Annotated in this window: 14 protein-coding genes; 13 read left to right on the top strand and 1 reads right to left on the bottom strand. The window is 65.4% G+C overall.

The window, feature by feature from the left end; all coding sequences use genetic code 11:
* Positions 1–307: 307 nt before the first annotated feature.
* Positions 308–1330, bottom strand: a complete 1023-nt coding sequence (locus ACN9M2_RS13820; protein WP_426287929.1) for a magnesium and cobalt transport protein CorA — start codon at positions 1328–1330, stop codon at positions 308–310.
* Positions 1331–1562: 232 nt separating this feature from the next.
* On the opposite strand from ACN9M2_RS13820, the gene tssB reads away from it, so the two are divergent.
* From tssB to tssK, 13 genes are read left to right on the top strand one after another with little or no spacing between them, the layout of a single operon-like run.
* Entirely contained in the window at positions 1563–2075 is a 513-nt protein-coding gene (gene tssB, locus ACN9M2_RS13815; protein ID WP_426285265.1) for a type VI secretion system contractile sheath small subunit, read from the top strand.
* 3 nt (positions 2076–2078) lie between these two features.
* Positions 2079–3572 carry a type VI secretion system contractile sheath large subunit gene (gene tssC / locus ACN9M2_RS13810; protein ID WP_426285264.1) on the top strand — a complete coding sequence of 498 codons (1494 nt, stop codon included), beginning with the start codon at positions 2079–2081 and terminating at the stop codon, positions 3570–3572.
* A 28-nt stretch (positions 3573–3600) separates the two neighbouring features.
* A complete protein-coding gene (locus ACN9M2_RS13805; protein ID WP_306850247.1) occupies positions 3601–4107 on the top strand; it encodes an Hcp family type VI secretion system effector in 507 nt (168 codons plus the stop codon).
* Between the two features lie 7 nt (positions 4108–4114).
* A complete protein-coding gene (gene tssE / locus ACN9M2_RS13800) occupies positions 4115–4618 on the top strand; it encodes a type VI secretion system baseplate subunit TssE (protein WP_426285263.1) in 504 nt (167 codons plus the stop codon).
* 5 nt (positions 4619–4623) lie between these two features.
* Positions 4624–6489: a type VI secretion system baseplate subunit TssF gene (gene tssF / locus ACN9M2_RS13795; protein ID WP_426285262.1), complete on the top strand. Its 1866-nt coding sequence runs from the start codon at positions 4624–4626 to the stop codon at positions 6487–6489.
* Positions 6453–7490 (top strand): type VI secretion system baseplate subunit TssG, encoded by a 1038-nt coding sequence (gene tssG / locus ACN9M2_RS13790; protein ID WP_426285261.1) that lies wholly within the window; start codon positions 6453–6455, stop codon positions 7488–7490. The genes tssF and tssG overlap by 37 nt, the downstream gene beginning before the upstream one ends.
* Entirely contained in the window at positions 7487–10153 is a 2667-nt protein-coding gene (gene tssH, locus ACN9M2_RS13785) for a type VI secretion system ATPase TssH (RefSeq protein ID WP_426285260.1), read from the top strand. The genes tssG and tssH overlap by 4 nt, the downstream gene beginning before the upstream one ends.
* Before the next feature lies 1 nt (position 10154).
* The gene (locus tag ACN9M2_RS13780) at positions 10155–10754 is read left to right on the top strand and encodes a hypothetical protein (RefSeq protein ID WP_426285259.1); all 600 of its coding nucleotides are present in this window, start codon (positions 10155–10157) and stop codon (positions 10752–10754) included.
* Between the two features lie 14 nt (positions 10755–10768).
* On the top strand, positions 10769–11407 hold the full coding sequence (locus ACN9M2_RS13775) for a hypothetical protein (RefSeq protein ID WP_426285258.1): 639 nt from the start codon (positions 10769–10771) through the stop codon (positions 11405–11407).
* Positions 11408–11414: 7 nt separating this feature from the next.
* Positions 11415–13379 (top strand): type VI secretion system Vgr family protein, encoded by a 1965-nt coding sequence (locus tag ACN9M2_RS13770; RefSeq protein WP_426285257.1) that lies wholly within the window; start codon positions 11415–11417, stop codon positions 13377–13379.
* The gene (locus tag ACN9M2_RS13765; RefSeq protein ID WP_426285256.1) at positions 13376–13921 is read left to right on the top strand and encodes a DUF6931 family protein; all 546 of its coding nucleotides are present in this window, start codon (positions 13376–13378) and stop codon (positions 13919–13921) included. Before ACN9M2_RS13770 ends, ACN9M2_RS13765 begins: the two co-directional genes overlap by 4 nt.
* Positions 13918–15234, top strand: coding sequence for a type VI secretion system-associated FHA domain protein TagH (gene tagH / locus ACN9M2_RS13760; protein ID WP_426285255.1), 1317 nt, complete (start codon positions 13918–13920; stop codon positions 15232–15234). The genes ACN9M2_RS13765 and tagH overlap by 4 nt, the downstream gene beginning before the upstream one ends.
* The gene (gene tssK / locus ACN9M2_RS13755; protein WP_426285254.1) at positions 15231–16571 is read left to right on the top strand and encodes a type VI secretion system baseplate subunit TssK; all 1341 of its coding nucleotides are present in this window, start codon (positions 15231–15233) and stop codon (positions 16569–16571) included. Before tagH ends, tssK begins: the two co-directional genes overlap by 4 nt.

Below are 16571 nucleotides of genomic sequence, written 5' to 3'. Positions count from 1 at the left end.
GGGTTCGCCTACAAAGGTCGGATCTTGTTGCGACTCACGTCGCATTATCCCCATCGCAAGATACGTGTCACGCGTGGCTGGCACCGACATCCAGCCAATCATCTTGCGTGAGAGCCGAGGCAGTCGTTCAACGGCTAGGAATGATCTGGCTGGAGGATATCGGTCGCGAGCAGCGTTTCAATGGTCGCTTAGCTTTGCCGGGGCCGAACAGATTACTGCCCTGGTTGGGGCGAAAGCCGGAGACTCAGCTTTGCCGTCGAAGTGCGATAGGCCGTGTCGCCGCTGAAGCGGCTCCCACAAAACGCGGTCAAAACCAACGATTCCGCTTCAAAGCAATAAAAATCCCACCCACAATACAAGCCACCAGACACGTGATCGCCGGATAAGCCCAAGGCTTGTCCAACTCCGGCATATGCGCGAAGTTCATCCCATACCAGCTCGTAATCAACGTAGGCGCCGCCAACATCGCGGCCCACCCGGCGAGCTTCTTCATCACCTCGTTCTGCCCGAAGGTGACAAGGGCAAGGTTCACGCTGATCGCCGCCCCGAGCATCTCGCGCATCGCCGAAATGGATTCGTTGACGCGAAAAACGTGATCGTAGATATCACGGAAGTAGGCGCGCAACTCATCGTGGATAAGATGCGGATGCAATCGTGTCAGCTGCGCTACGAGATCCTGCAGCGGCACGACCGCCAGGCGCAAGGTCATCAGTTCGCGTTGCATGTCGTAGAGGCGCTTGATGGTCTGGCGGTTCAGTGTTTCGGCGAAAATGTCGTTTTCTAGTTCGTGCAGTTCTTCCCGGAAATCGCGAACGATCGGCAGGAAGTTGTCGACGATGAAATCCAGCACGGCGTAGAGCGCATAACTGGGCCCCATCGCCAGAAGCTCGGGCGTCTGTTCGCAACTACGCCGCGCCGGCGCATACGACAGCGAAGCGCCGTGGCGAACCGTCACGAAATAGCGTTGCCCGACGAAGATCTGCGTTTCGCCGAAGGCGATGTTGCCGCCGACCAGTTGGGCGGTTTGCACCACGATGAATAGCGAGTCGCCGTAGGCCTCGATCTTGGTGCGTTGATGCGCGTGCTGGGCATCTTCGATGGCCAGGTCGTGCAGGTCGAATTCCTCCTGCAATTTCAGCAGCAAGGCCTCGTCGGGCTCGTGCAGGCCTACCCAAACGAAGGTATCCGGCTCCTTCAGCACATCGCTGATGGCTTCGATGGTGATGTCGCCGATGCGTTGCCCGTTGTTCCGGTAGGCCACGCAGTTGACGACCATGCCGCCCGAGACCGGGACGGGTGCGACTTCAGGGAGGATCGAGACGGATGCCATGGCGGGCATGATGCCGGTCGGCATGTGACGCGGCAATGCGTTGCAGCGTGGTGCCGTGGCGAGCCGGTGCCGGAAAGTTGCGTCGCGAGGCATCACATCTCCTTATGCCTCATATACCCACGAACGATTTCAGCTCCTGGCGGCACTGGCCGACAATGGCCGCTCGATTGACAGTGTGAAATGAAACTGTCATGCCGATTCATTGCGTCTATTGAAGCCGTAGGAAAATACGATGGCCAAGCAGAGCAGCCAGAAGTTCATTGCCCGCAATCGCGCGCCGCGGGTCCAGATCGAATATGACGTCGAGCTTTACGGGGCGCAGAAGAAAGTCAGTATTCCCTTCGTGATGGGCGTGATGGCCGATCTCTCCGGGGCGAGTGCCGGCGACCTGCCTCCGGTGGAAGAGCGCAAAGCGCTCGAGATCGATGCGGACAACTTCAACGAGCGCCTGGAATCGGCCCGGCCGTCGCTCGCGATCGGCGTGCCCAACACGCTGACCGGCGAGAACAGCCTGAATGTCGAGTTGACCTTCGCCCATCTCGACGACTTTTCCCCCGCGGCGATCGCCCGAAACGTGGAGCCCCTGGCGAAGCTGCTCGAGGCTCGCACCCAGCTGGCCAACCTCGGCACCTACCTGGACGGCAAGGCCGGGGCGGAGAAGTTGATCGCCCAGGCCATACAGGACCCCGCCTTGCTGGCGGCTCTGGCCGCAGCGCGTCACCCCACCGATTCGAAGGAGGGCTGAGCCATGGCCACGCAACAGACCCAGGCCGCCGAAGCACTCGTCGACACCGTCGAAGGCAACGACTTCGCGGCATTGCTGAACAAGGAATTCCGCCCGAAGAGCGAGCGCGCCCGCGCCGAGGTGGAGTCCGCCGTGCGTACCCTGGCCGAGCAGGTGCTCGACCATGCCGACATGGTCTCCGACGATGTCACCCAGACGATCAACGCCTATATCGCGGAGATCGACCGCAAGCTCACCGAGCAGATCAACCTGATCCTCCACCACCCCGAGTTCCAGAAGCTGGAAGGAACCTGGCGCGGGTTGCACCACCTGGTGACCAACACCGAGTCGGACACACAGCTGAAGATCCGGGTCATCAACCTGTCGAAGAACGAACTGGGCCGTACGCTGAAGCGCTACAAGGGCACGGCGTGGGACCAGAGCCCGGTCTTCAAGAAGATCTACGAAGAGGAATACGGCCAGTTGGGTGGCGAACCCTATGGCTGCCTGATCGGCGACTACTACTTCGACCATGGTCCGCAGGACGTAGAGTTGCTCCGTGGCATGTCGCAGGTCGCCGCTGCGTCGCATGCCCCATTCATCGCCGCCGCCGCCGCCGGCCTTCTCGGCATGGACGGCTGGAACGAACTCGCCAACCCGCGCGACCTCGCGAAGATCTACACCACGCCGGATTACGCCGCATGGCGCTCGCTGCGCGACAGCGAGGATGCGAAGTACGTGGCCCTCACCATGCCGCGCACGCTCGCCCGCCTGCCTTATGGCGCGAAGACCGATCCGGTCGAGGACTTCGACTTCGAGGAAGACACCGGCGGCGCCGACTCATCCAAATACACCTGGCAGAACGCCGCCTATGCGATGGGCGTGAACATCAACCGTTCGTTCAAGCAGTACGGCTGGTGCACGCGTATTCGCGGGGTGGAGTCGGGCGGGATCATCGACAACCTGCCGGCGCATGTCTTCCCGACCGACGACGGTGGCGTGGACATGAAGTGCCCGACCGAGATCGCCATCACCGACCGCCGTTCGGCCGAGCTCGACAAGATGGGCCTGATGCCGGTGGTGCACCGGAAGAACTCCGACATGGCCGCCTTCATCGGTGCGCAGTCGCTCGCACGTCCCGAGGAATACGACGATCCGGACGCCACGGCCAACGCCGCGCTCAGCGCACGCCTTCCCTACATGTTTGCGTGCTCGCGCTTCGCCCATTACCTGAAGTGCATCGTGCGGGACAAGATCGGATCGTTCAGCACGCGTGAGCAGATGGAGAACTGGCTGACCAGCTGGATCCTCAACTACGTCGATGGCGACCCGGTGAATTCCAGCGAGGAAACCAAGGCGCGCAAGCCGCTCGCCGCGGCCCAGGTGGTCGTGGAGGAAGTGGAGGGCAACCCCGGTTACTACACCTCCAAGTTCTACCTCAAGCCGCACTACCAGCTGGAAGGCCTGACGGTATCGCTGCGTCTGGTCGCCCGCCTGCCTTCCGGCAAGGCCGCCTGATTCCACATTCTTTTGAGGAAAGCGTTCCATGGCATACGACATGCACATCAAGTTCGGCCCCGGTCAGGTCTCGATCGAGGGCGCGTCCAACCACGCCAAGCACAAGGGCCAGGTACCGATCATCGCCTGGGCGTGGGGTGCCAGCAATTCCGGAAACCTGCACACCGGCGCCGGCTACGCCTCGGGCGGCAAGGCCAACGTGCAGGACATCACGATCACGAAATTCGTCGACTCCTGTTCCAACGCGCTGCTCAATGCCTGCTGCACGGGTGCGCGTGTGGACAGCGCCACGCTGTACGTGACCAATGCCACGGGTGAGCAGACCGACTTCCTCACCATCGAGTTGAGCGAGGGAGTGATGGTCACCTCCGTGTCCACGGGTGGCAGCGGTGGCGACGAGCGCCTCACCGAGAACGTCACCCTGCATTTCGGCAAGTTCAAGTACTCGTTCCAGCCACAGAACGACAAGGGCAAGGCGGAAGGCGGCACCAAGGACTTCACCTACGACATGCAGCAGGTGAAGGGCCAGGCCTGATCCACCCATGGCCGAGCTGACCACCCAGGAGCGGCTCCAGCCTTCGTTGCTGGACCGCCTTCGCGACGACGAACCGCACGTGACGGAGGAAAGCCGCGAGAAGCGCGTCATGACCGCGGCGCGCCTGCGCGAGTACGTCGTGCGCGACCTGGGCTGGTTGTTCAACTGCACGCGGCACTGGTTGCCCGAAGACCTGGTGGGGCTGCCGTACGTGGAGGACTCCGTCCTCGACTACGGCGTCCCCGATCTCACCGGTGCGGCCATCGCGGGCATGGACATCGAATCGCTCGGCCAGCGCCTGCGCGCCGCGATCGTCGCCTTCGAGCCACGGCTCGACCCGGCCACGCTGCATGTCGACGTGCAGGCGGACACGACGCGGATGGACCGCCTGACGCTGTCCTTCCGGATCGAGTCGACGATGTGGGCGCAACCGTTGCCCCTCAATCTTTACCTGAAGACCGAGGTCGATCTGGAAACCGCACGCTTCAGCGTTTTCGACGGCCTCGGCTGAGCATCATGGACCCCCGACTGCTTCGCTACTACAGCCAGGAACTCCAGCACGTCCGCGAGACAGGCGCGGAGTTCGCGAGCGCCTATCCGAAGATCGCCGGCCGTCTGGGCATGGAGGGCATGGAGTGCGCGGACCCCTATGTGGAGCGGTTGCTGGAGGGCTTCGCGTTCATGGCCGCGCGCGTGCAGATGAAGCTGGACGCGCAGCATCCCGCGTTCACCCAACACCTGCTGCGCATGCTCTACCCGCACTATCTCGCTCCGGTTCCCTCCATGACCGTGGTGGAGATGACACCTGACGGTGCGGAGAGCCTTCCGGTGGACGGTCACCTCGTCCCGCGTGGCAGCGCGTTGCGCAGCCAGATCGGTTTCGGCGAACGGACCGCTTGCGAATACCGCACCGCACACGCCGTCACCTTGCTGCCGCTGGAGCTTCGCGAAGCGCGTTACCTGGCGAGCCCTGCCGGGATCGCCGCCGCAGGTCTTGCACCGCCAGCGGGCACATCGCCCCGCGCCGCCTTGCGCCTGCGATTCCAGCTGGGTGCGGGGGTGCAACTGGATGCGCTGTCGTTCGACGAGCTTCCCCTGTTCTTCGCAGGCAGCGGGGATCTTCCGGGCCTCCTGTACGAACAGGTGCTGGGCAACGGCCTGGGCTTTTCGGTGATCGCCGGCGAAACGACACGCTTCGTCGAACAGGCGCGTATCGAAGCGCGCGGATTCGCGGAGGACGAGGCCTTGCTGCCGGTGACCGACCGCTCGTTCAGTGGCTACCGTTTGTTGCAGGAATACTTCGCCTGCCCGCAACGCTTCCAGTTCGCGGCTTTCACCGGCCTGCGCCGTGTGCTGCCGAGATCATCGGCGAGCGAGTTCGACATCGTCGTCTGGCTGGATCGCTCGGTGCCACGGCTGGACAACGCGGTCGACGCATCGTATCTGCGTCTGTTCTGCACACCGGCGATCAACCTGTTCCCACGACGCGCCGATCGCATCCATCTTCGCGACGGCGCCGCCGAGTACCACGTACTGGCGGACCGGGCGCGCCCCATGGATTTCGAGGTCATCGAAGTCGACGAGGTCCTGGGTTTCGGCGACAGCCAGGAGCCGGAACAGAGCTTCCATCCCTTCTATGGCGGGCAAGGGCGAACGTGGCACGATCCCGCGGCCGCGTTCTACACGCTGCGCCGCGAGCCGCGTCTCGCCTCCACGCGGCAGCGTCGTGACGGCCCGAGGTCGAGCTACACCGGCGGCGAAGTGTTCCTCTCCCTGGTCGACGGGCGCGAGGCCCCCTATGCGAGCAGCCTGCGCCAGGTCGGCATGCGGTTGCTCTGTAGTAACCGCGATTTGCCTCTGCATATGCCGGTGGGCAAGGGCCGTACCGATTTCCTGCTCGACACCGACGCCCCGGTGCGCAGCGTGCGTTGCCTTGCAGGGCCCACGCGCCCGAGGCCCGCGATCGCGGAAGGGCAGGCGGCGTGGAAGCTCATCAGCCACCTGCAGCTCAATTACCTCTCCCTGCTGGAGCACGACGAGGGGGCGGCCGCGTTGCGCGAAATGCTTTCGCTCTATAGCGACGACAACGATGCCGCCTCGCGCCGCCTCGTCGAAGGGGTACGCGACGTGCGTTCCTCGCCGATCGTGCGGCGCCTGCCGATTCCCGGCCCGGTGACGTATGGGCGGGGCCTGGAGATTCGTCTCACGTGCGAGGAGCGCGCCTTCGAAGGCACGGGTGCCTTCCTGTTCGGCTCCGTCATGCAGCACTTCTTCTCGCGGTACGTCTCGCTGAACTCGTTCACCGAAACCGTACTGCATACCCTGGAACGCAACGAGGTGGCCCGGTGGACGGCTCGATCCGGCACACGCCCGATCCTGTAGCGCTGCTCGAAGCGATACGCGCCGAACCGGCTTCCTTCGACTGGTTCGACGCGTTGCGCCGCATCGAGTGCGTGTACGACGATCGCCCCAGGCTTGGCCGCTCGATCCGGCCGGCGGACGATCCCGTGCGCCTGGCGCACACGCCCTCGCTTGCCTTCCCCCCGCACAGCATCGATCGCGTGGATACGGAAGGCGAGACGCCGCGCGTCCATAGCCTGATGCTCGGGTTATGGGGATCGAACGGCGGTTTGCCGTTGCATCTCACCGAATACGTGCTCGAGCGCGAGCGCACGGCGCGGGACCGCACGTTCACGGCCTTCGCGGACGTGTTCCACCACCGGATGCTGAGCTTCTTCTATCGGGCCTGGGCCGACTCGCAGCCGACCGTGCAGATGGACCGTCCCGCCGAGGACGCCTTCGCCGGCTTCCTCGGCGCATTGTCGGGCATCGGCATTCCCGCATTGACGGAACGTGATGCGTTGCCCGACCGCTTCCGCCGGTACATGGCAGGGCGCGTCCTGTCCCAGGCGAGGAATGCCGAAGGTCTCGTCGCCTTCCTCGCCGCGTTCTTCGCCGTGCCTGTGCGAATCGAGGAATTCGCGGTGGCCTGGCTCGTCCTTCCGGAGGACGGGCGTCTGCGCATGGGGGGCGGCATGGCGACGCTGGGCACCGCGACGGTGCTGGGTGCGGCCGTGCGCGATGCGCAGCATCGGTTCCGGATTCGCATCGGCCCGGTAGGCCTGTCCGACTACCGTCGCTTCCAGCCAGGCGGCGACGCGCTGCGTGAACTCGTCGCCGCGGTCCGCTTCTATGCGGGCGACGAGAAGGACTGGGACGTTCAGTTGATCCTCCGCCGGGACGAGGTGCCGCTCACGCACATGGGCCGCTCGGGACGGCTCGGCCTGTCGTCCTGGATGGGCCGCTTCGCCGGCCCCGGCGACGCCGACGACCTCGTGCTGCAACCCCTTTCCCCATCGAATCGCCCAAGGATGCCGTCGTGACCGACATCAGCCGTGCCGCCCTGTTCGGCAAGCTCAACACCATGGCCTACAAGGCGATCGAAGGCGCCACCGTGGCGTGCCGCCTGCGCGGCCACCGTGAGGTGGAACTCGTGCACTGGTTGCAGCAGATCCTCAGCCTGGCGGACACGGATCTGCATCGCATCGTCCGCCATGCCGGAATCGATCCCTCGCATCTCGCACGCGATATCACCGAGTCACTCGAACGCCTGCCTGGCGGGGCCTCGTCGGTGAGCGATCTGTCGGCCGATATCGAGGAAGCCGTCGAGCGCGCCTGGGTGTATGCGACGTTGAGCTTCGGTGAAGCGCAGGTGCGCACGGGATACCTGATCGCCGCCCTCGTGCGAACGCGGCGCCTGCGGCACGTGCTTACCGGCATCTCGCCGGAATTCGACAAGATCCGCGCGGAGGCCCTTGTCGACGACCTGCCGCGCATCGTCGCCGGCTCGCCGGAGGATCGTCTCGGCGCCAACGATGGTTTCCGCCTCGATGGGCAACCCCACGGCGAGGCTGGCGAGCCGGCCCCGGCCGCACTGGGAAAACGCGACGGCTTGCAGCGTTACACGATCGACCTCACGGAACAGGCGCGCACCGGCAAGATCGATCCCGTGGTCGGCCGCGACGAGGAGATCCGGCAGGTCGTCGACATCCTCATGCGCCGGCGGCAGAACAATCCCATGCTGGTGGGCGAAGCCGGCGTCGGCAAGACGGCGGTGGTGGAAGGCTTCGCCAGGCGCATCGCCGAAGGCGATGTACCGCCCGCGCTTCGCGAGGTGGAACTGCGCGTGCTCGACGTCGGCCTGCTGCAAGCCGGCGCGAGCATGAAGGGCGAATTCGAAAGCCGCCTGCGCCAGGTCATCGATGAGGTGAATGCCTCCGAGCGTCCCATCATCCTCTTCATCGACGAAGCGCACACCCTGGTCGGCGCCGGTGGCGCGGCGGGCACGGGCGACGCGGCGAACCTGCTGAAGCCCGCGCTCGCCCGCGGTAACTTGCGCACGATCGGCGCCACCACCTGGGCCGAGTACAAGAAACACATCGAGAAGGACCCCGCGCTGACCCGGCGCTTCCAGACGGTGCACGTCGGCGAGCCGGACGAAGCGCGCGGCGTGCTCATGTTGCGCACCGTGGCGGGCGTGATGGAGGCGCACCATGGCGTGCAGGTGCTCGACGAGGCGATCGAGGCAGCGGTGAAACTCTCGCATCGCTACATCCCGGCGCGGCAGTTGCCCGACAAGGCCGTGAGCCTCCTGGACACGGCGTGCGCTCGGGTAGCCGTGAGCCAGCACGCCATTCCCGCGGCGGTGGACGACAGCCGCAAGCGCATTCAGGCGCTCGAAACGGAGCTGGCCATCATCGCGCGCGAGAAGACGGTGGGGATCGACGTGGTCGAACGTGAAGCCGCGGCCGGTGCGAAGCTGGCCGATGAGCGCGCGCGCCTGGATGCTCTCGAAGCCGCATGGGCGGAGGAGAAGCAACTCGTCGGCCAGGTGCTCGCCCTGCGTGCGCGGCTGCGCGAGGAAGACGCACTCGACGAGTCCGGCCGGGCGGCCGCGCTGGACGAGTTGCGCCTCCTGCAAGCCAGTCTGGCCGAACGGCAAGGCGAGACGCCATTGGTGCTGCCGACGGTGGACCAGCAGGCGGTGGCCACGGTGATCGCCGACTGGACCGGTATTCCCGTAGGTCGCATGTTGCGCAGCGAACTGGAGACCGTGATGAACCTGGGCGGCCTCATGGCACGCAGGGTCATCGGCCAGGACCATGCCATGGAAGCGATCGCCCGCCGCATCCAGACGTCCCGCGCAGGCTTGGACAATCCCGACAAGCCGATCGGCGTCTTCCTCCTGGCGGGTACCTCGGGCGTGGGCAAGACGGAGACGGCACTGGCACTGGCCGAGACCCTGTACGGCGGCGAGCACAACCTCATCACCATCAACATGAGCGAGTTCCAGGAAGCGCACACGGTCTCCACGCTGAAGGGTGCGCCGCCGGGTTACGTGGGCTATGGCGAAGGTGGTGTGCTCACCGAGGCCGTGCGCCGCAAGCCGTACTCGGTCGTGTTGCTCGACGAAGTGGAGAAGGCCCACCCCGACGTGCACGAGATCTTCTTCCAGGTCTTCGACAAGGGCGTGATGGAGGATGGGGAAGGGCGGACCATCGATTTCCGGAACACCCTGATCATCCTGACCAGCAACGTCGGCACCGAGACGATCGCACGCCTGTGCCGCCGCGAGGGCGGCGTGCCGAACCCGGACGAGATGGCGGGCGCGCTGCGTGCGCCATTGCTCGACGTGTTCCCGCCGGCCTTGCTCGGGCGCCTCGTCACCATTCCCTATTACCCATTGAGCGAATCCATGCTGGAAAGCATCGTCCGCCTGCAACTGGACCGCATCAAGCACCGCGTCCAGTCGCGCTATCGCATTCCCTTCGCGTACGACGACGAAGTGGTCGGCAGGGTGGTCTCGCGCTGCACCGAGGGTGAATCAGGCGGCCGCATGATCGACGCCATCCTGACCAACACGATGCTTCCCGACATCAGTCGCGCCTTCCTCGAACGAACGATACGGGGCGAAGCCGTGCAGCGAGTGGAGGTGGGCGTCGCGGACGGCGGCTTCACTTACCGGTTCGAAGACGGAGTGCACTGATATGACGATATCGTTGGCATTGACGCCCGACGCCTATTCGCGCTTCCTCGTCGCCTTCCGGCAGGCGAATTTCGCGAACGTTCCTGTCGGGTCGGAGATCGACGTTTCGTATGTCGACGACGATGGACTGGGACACTCGTATTTCTATCACACGCCGAACTTCGAATTGTTCGCGTACAGCCACGGAAATGGCGCGCGCATCGTGCTCACCGACTACAACTACAAGGAAAAAGACCTGGTCGGAAAGGCCGGACGCGATGATTTCAAGCACGCGCTGGTACGTGGCGCCGGCGGCGGAACGCAGATGAATCCGGACCTTGCAAAGGTGGTGGCGCTGACCTCCGAGGCGGCCCGGTCGCGGCTGGTCGAGAAGATCATGCGTGGCGTGGTCGGTGACCGCCAGGTGGCCGATCTTCCTGCACTCAAGAAAGTGTTCAACGACTACAGCAAGGTCGCGACGTTCTGCCGGTACCGGTTGGCGTCGAACAGTTACTCGCCCACCTGGCGGCCCATCGATGCCAGCGATTACTTGCGCTACTACACGCACAAGGATTTCAGCGGTGATCGCCAGAAAATGTTGAACAACATCTACACGCTGTAGTTCGGGACGTACTCATGGCCAACGGAAATCACGTCTTCAACGACTTCGAGAGCTGCATCGTCTCGTGCTTCGTCCTGCTTCTCGAGCAGTACAAGCTTGAGCGCCACTTCAATGCGTTGAATGGAAGCGGCGGTGACATGGCGGAAGGGCGCCGTGTCATGAACTCGAAGTTCGCCACCTCGTATCCCTTGCTGCTGGAGATAAGGGCGCATCCGCGCATGAGGGAACGAAGCTGGATTCAGGACGACGAGCGCGTGGAAGCGAACGACCACAACTCGATCGAGTTCGGCAAGAAGGCGAAGGATTTCAAAGACGTCTTCTATAAGTGGGTGTGCGGCTTGCCCGCGGACCCCATGATGGCCTGGCGCGACATGGTGAACGCGGGCCAGGACCCGGCGGCGCGCACGGGGTTCATCGGCGGAAGCTCACTGGCACAGGCGCCGAAGAGCAGCGAGGCGCGACGGGAACTGTGCAGGCAGGTGGAACTGTTCATCCGCGGCGATCTCACCCGGCTGGTCGCGAAGTGGCTTATCGCGATCAGGCAGGATCTGTCGACCGCGGGGACGGTGGAATACGCCGGTGACGAGACCGCCTGGCGGAACGTCCTGAGACGTGGACTCGCTGGCTGGTCCGCCGAACCGTCGGCTCGCTGACCCCGCCATGGCGCATGCCATCACACTTTCGTCCCGCCTGGGCGATGCCCTTTTGTTCGCCAACATGACGGCGAAGGAAGAGCTCGGCCGGTTGTTCGACCTGCGCATCGAGGCGATCAGCAAGAACGCGCAGGCCGACCTGCGCGCGCTCCTGGGTACGCCGATGACCGTGAAGATGGTCACGCCACAAGGGCTCGTCCGCTACTTCAACGGCATCGTCGCCGAGGCGGAGCAGGGCGCCTTCATCAGCATCCAGAACGTTCGCTACGCGGTTTATGCGTTCCGCGTCGTGCCGACGCCCTGGCTTCTCCGGCAGACGTCCGACTGCCGCATCTACAAGGGCAAGACGGTGCCGCAGATCGTGCGCGAGGTGCTCTCCGAGTTCGGTTACGGCGACGTGCGGCTCGCCCTGAGCGGAAGTTATACGGCTCGCGAATACTGCGTGCAGTACCGCGAAAGCTACTTCGATTTCATCAGCCGGTTGATGGAACAGGAAGGCATCTATTACTTCTTCACCCACGCATCGTCCAGCCACACGATGGTGCTCGCCGACGCGCTGGGCGCTCATGCGCCTCGCCCGGGCTTCGAGACACTTCCTTATGCGCCTCCCACCGAGCGCGGCCACCGGATGAAGGCGTCGGTCAGCGACTGGCACGTGGCGCGCAGCGTGAATCCCACGCGCGTACGCATGGACGACTATGACTACCAGCGGCCCAGGGCCTCGCTGCTCGCGAACGAGCCCGTGACGGACGGGCCCGATGTCCATGCCGTGCCGGGGCTGGATATCTACGACTACCCGTACGGGTCGGTGGGCTACGCCCAGCAGGTGGCGGACGGCCAGCGTTTCGCTCGGGTCCGTGTCGATGCGCTCAACGTGGCCGACGCGATCAGCGAAGGGTCCACGGACGCGGTCGGCCTGGCGACCGGCGATCTCTTCACCCTGAAGGATTTCCCGTTGGCGGATGCGAACCAGGAGTACCTGGTGATCGGTGCGACGACGCGCATGGTCGAAGTGGATTACCAGGCGGGTGGCGTGGAGCCGGATGCCGACGAGGCGCCCTTTGCTTGTCGTTTCCGTGCCATTCGCAGCCGGCAGCCTTTCCGCTCGGCGCAAGTCACCCCGCGTCCGTCGATCGCAGGCGTACAGACGGCCGTCGTTTACGGCCAGGCCGACGAAGACATCCAGGTGGACTCGCTCGGACGCGTGCAGGTGACCTTCTTCTGGAATGCACCGGGCAAGCCGAAGGCCGACCAGTCCTGCCCCGTGCGTGTCGGTTCGTCGTGGGCCGGCAAGCGCTGGGGCGCGCAGTTCGTTCCGCGCGTGGGGCAGGAGGTAGTGGTGGCCTTCCTCGACGGCGACCCGGACCGGCCACTGATCATCGGCAGCGTCTATAACCAGGATCACCTGCCGCCGTATCCGTTACCGGAGCAGAAAACCCGCAGTGGTGTCGTCAGCCGCAGCCTGATGGGCTCGGCGGGCGAGGCGAACGAGATCCGCTTCGAAGACCGCAAGGGCGCGGAGGAACTGTTGCTTCACGCCCAGCGCGATCTCCGCCACGAAGCGGAGAACGATCACATCAGCACGATAGATCGCGATGAAACGACCACGATCAAGCGTGATCGCAGCCACGACATCGGTCGCGACGACAGCCTGCACGTGGGCCGTCGCTTGCGTATCGAAGCCGGGGAGGAGATCGAACTCGTCACCGGCCTCGCCCGGATCGTGCTGAAGCGTACCGGCGAGATCGAGATCGCGGGCACGAGCTTGCGGTTGAACGGCACCGGCGCGATCAACCTCACGGCCGGAGGCGCGGTGTCGATCACGTCGGGTGCGGCGGTCTCGCTGACCGCGGGTGCCACGGTGACGGTGAACGCCACCGCCGCCATCGCCGTCACCGCGGGCGCGGCCCTGATGCTTTCCTCCACCGCCGGACCGGCCGTGCTCAAGGGCATGCCGCCATTGCTGCTATGACCACGACAACGACCAGTATCACCAAGGCCGCCGCTGACATGGGCCTGGAAGCGGCCGCCATGGAGCGGCTGCGCAACGGGATGACCCCGCGCGTGGCGGTGCAGGCGCTGCTGGATGGCGGGCTTGCCGGCGCGGCATTGCGCTTGCAGATGCGCCTGTTGCCGCGTGGTTACGTGGTGCCCTGGTTGTGCCAATGCGCCGCCGGCGCCGCGATCGCCGAGGAAGATCGCCCCGGGCTGCATCTCGCCCAGGCGTGGTTGCGCGATCGTGACGAGGCGAACCGGCGCAAGGCGCTGGCCTATGCGGCCAGCCGCCACTACGTCGGCGCGGGCGCCTTGATCGCCGCCAGCGCGGGCTGGTCCGAGGGCTTCCTGCTCGATGCCTCGGGCAAGGAGGTCGCTCCCGTCGCCGCCCACCTGATGGCGGTCGTCGCCGCAGGCGCCTTGTTGACCCTCGCCGCGGCCGGCGGCGACTTCGACGCGCGTTGCCGCGCCTTCGTCACATCGGCCCTTGGCCTGCTCCGATCGGAGGATTCCGTATGAACCGTTATGCCGGACCCAGCCTGGTCCTCTCCGTGCTCGGCGCACGCACCGAAGAAATCGCCGACCGGGCATCGGTGCGCGTGGAAGGCAGCGACCTCACCATCGGTCGTGCCGAGCAATGCGACTGGGTGCTCCATGCCCACGGTGTCTCGCGACAGCATGCGGTGGTGCGCCATATCAATGGCCTGTACTTCCTGGAAGATCGCAGCACCAATGGCATGTTGCTCAATGGCACGCCCCTCCGCGGCGGCGAGCCGGCGCTGCTCGGCGATGGCGACCTCGTCCAGATCGACACGTTCGAAATCCTCGTCGCCATCGAGTCGCCTGTCGAGCAGGTGGCGCGAACCACGGCGCGGCGCGAAACGCGCGACATCGCGGACGCCGCGCCTGCCATTCGGCCGCCAGCGCCTGTGATCGACGTCGCGCAGGCACCGTCACTGGCGGCATCGCTGGTTCCGGGCGAGGGAAGTGCGACAGCGTCGTTCGACCCGCTCGCGTGGTTCCAGACGGTGCTGCCCACGGGTCTGGATGAAGCGCGGTCCACCGTCGCATCCCCGACACCCTGGAGCCATGTATCGCCACTGGATGAACATCTCGTCGTGCCGCGCGTGGACCACGACGCGGTACCGCGTCCCACGGCCGTGCTGCCGGAAAACTGGGACAGGACACGGAGCCTGTTCCGCGAGCCGGTGCCGGGCCTCGTGGCGACAGCCGCCGAGGCGCTTGTCGCCGAGGTGCCGGTTGCCGAGGTGCCCGCTGCCGTGGACGCGAAGGTCGAGGCCGCGCCATCCGGCATGGCACATGCCGCTGTCGAGCCGCTGTTCCTGCTCGTCCTGGAGGGCGTGATGGATGTCCTTCGTGCGCGCGCGGAACTGAAGAACGGTTTCCGCATGCCCGCGACGCTGATCCGCCGGACCGAAAACAATCCGTTGAAGTTCGCGCCCACGGCGGGGGAAGCCATGGCCCGCCTGCTCGCGGCACCGAACGAAGCCTTCCTCTCGGGCGAAGCGGCCATCGTCGACGCGATGGACGATATCCGCCTCCATCAGGTGGCCTTGCTTTCCGGCGTGCGCGCCGCCTTCGACGACCTCATCGCCCAGTTCGACCCCGCGCGTTTCGAAGACGAGGGAGGTCCGCGCCGGCCACGTTTCCTGCCCGGTACGGGGAAGGGCGCATGGGATCGCTACCGCGCCCACTACCAGGGCCTGGCCGCCGATCCCGACGAACGGTTTCGTCGCCTGTTCGGCGACGAGTTCGCTCGGGCCTATGAAGACCAGCTGGCACGCTTCAAGAGCGACGGAGCCGCACGATGACCTCGTTCAACAAGGTGGTCTGGAGCGAAGGACTGTTCCTTCGCCCGCAGCACATGCAGCAGCAGGATCGTTACACCGAGCACTACATCGAATTACGGGCGGCCACGCTGCGCCCGCATCCATGGGGTTTCGACGAGCTGGAGCTGGAGCGGGACCTGCTGTCCATCGGCAAGCTCGGCATTCGCCGCGCGCGGGGCGTCTTCCCGGACGGCACGCCGTTTTCCATGCCCGATCGCGATCCCTTGCCCGCGCCTCTCGACATCGATCCGAACTGGCGCGACCAGGTCATCCACCTCACCTTGCCCTTGCGTTCGGCGACGCAGGTGGAGAGCGTGTGGCCCGACACGGCGCCGCCAGGGCAATTGGCGCGCTTCCGCGTTCGCGAGGCCGAGGTGGCCGATGCGTCGGGCAGCACGACCGGAACGGTGGTGCTCGAGGTCGGCGGGCTCAGCGCGCGGCTCCTCGCCGCCAACCAGCCGCGCGAGGGCCTGGTCGACCTGCCGCTGGCGCATCTCCTCGAATGCCGCGCCGACCGCCGCGTGGTGCTCGACGACGGCTTCATTCCCAGCGCCCTGTCCTGTCGGGCGTCGGCAAGCCTGAGCCTGTTCCTCACCGAGTTGCTCGGCTTGCTGCATCAACGCGGCGAGGCGTTGGCCGCACGTGTGGCAGGCAACGATCGGACCAGTACCGCCGAGCTGTCGGATTTCCTCATGCTCCAGTTCGTCAACCGGTACCAGCCACAACTGGCTCACCTTGCCGAGGCCCCGCTCCTGCATCCGGAAGATCTCTACCGGATGTTGCTCGGCATGGCGGGAGAACTGGCGACGTTCACCACACCGGGCAAGCGCAGCGACGCCTTTCCGCCCTATCGGCACGAACGCTTGCGTGAGAGCTTCGAGCCGGTCATCGCTGCGTTGCGTGCGAGCCTCAGCGCCGTGCTGGAGCAGACGGCCGTTCCGGTTCCGCTACAACAACGCAAGTACGGCGTATGGGTGGGCACGGTCGCGGATACGACCTTGTTCGATGGAGCCGCCTTCGTGCTCGCCGCCAAGGCCGACATCGCCGCGGCGGACATGCGCCGCCGCTTGCCCACGCAATCGAAGATCGGTCCGGTCGAGAAGATCCGCGACCTCGTCAACCTGCAATTGCCCGGCATCGCCGTGGCGTCGATGCCAAGCGCACCGCGGCAGATCCCGTACCACGCGGGCTACCAGTATTTCGAACTCGACAAGGCCTCGCCGATGTGGAAGACCCTGCGCACGTCCGGCGGCGTGGCGCTGCACTTCGGTAACGGTTTCGACGGGCTGGAACTCGAACTGTGGGCGGTGAGGACCTGA

The organism is Luteibacter sp. E-22 (assembly GCF_049913125.1).
In the GTDB taxonomy this organism is placed as follows: Bacteria; Pseudomonadota; Gammaproteobacteria; order Xanthomonadales; family Rhodanobacteraceae; genus Luteibacter.
The sequence above is the reverse complement of the archived record's forward strand: the minus strand, read 5'-3'. Positions and strand labels throughout refer to the sequence as shown.

Excerpts from the sequence above, each read along its gene's own strand:
- tssF (WP_426285262.1), top strand. The coding sequence starts at position 4,624 with ATGGACCCCCGACTGCTTCGCTACTACAGCCAGGAACTCCAGCACGTC.
- ACN9M2_RS13805 (WP_306850247.1), top strand. The coding sequence starts at position 3,601 with ATGGCATACGACATGCACATCAAGTTCGGCCCCGGTCAGGTCTCGATC.
- tssC (WP_426285264.1), top strand. The coding sequence starts at position 2,079 with ATGGCCACGCAACAGACCCAGGCCGCCGAAGCACTCGTCGACACCGTC.
- tssE (WP_426285263.1), top strand. The coding sequence starts at position 4,115 with ATGGCCGAGCTGACCACCCAGGAGCGGCTCCAGCCTTCGTTGCTGGAC.
- tssB (WP_426285265.1), top strand. The coding sequence starts at position 1,563 with ATGGCCAAGCAGAGCAGCCAGAAGTTCATTGCCCGCAATCGCGCGCCG.
- ACN9M2_RS13770 (WP_426285257.1), top strand. The coding sequence starts at position 11,415 with ATGGCGCATGCCATCACACTTTCGTCCCGCCTGGGCGATGCCCTTTTG.
- tssK (WP_426285254.1), top strand. The coding sequence starts at position 15,231 with ATGACCTCGTTCAACAAGGTGGTCTGGAGCGAAGGACTGTTCCTTCGC.
- ACN9M2_RS13780 (WP_426285259.1), top strand. The coding sequence starts at position 10,155 with ATGACGATATCGTTGGCATTGACGCCCGACGCCTATTCGCGCTTCCTC.
- ACN9M2_RS13765 (WP_426285256.1), top strand. The coding sequence starts at position 13,376 with ATGACCACGACAACGACCAGTATCACCAAGGCCGCCGCTGACATGGGC.
- ACN9M2_RS13775 (WP_426285258.1), top strand. The coding sequence starts at position 10,769 with ATGGCCAACGGAAATCACGTCTTCAACGACTTCGAGAGCTGCATCGTC.
- tagH (WP_426285255.1), top strand. The coding sequence starts at position 13,918 with ATGAACCGTTATGCCGGACCCAGCCTGGTCCTCTCCGTGCTCGGCGCA.
- ACN9M2_RS13820 (WP_426287929.1), bottom strand. The coding sequence starts at position 1,330 with ATGGCATCCGTCTCGATCCTCCCTGAAGTCGCACCCGTCCCGGTCTCG.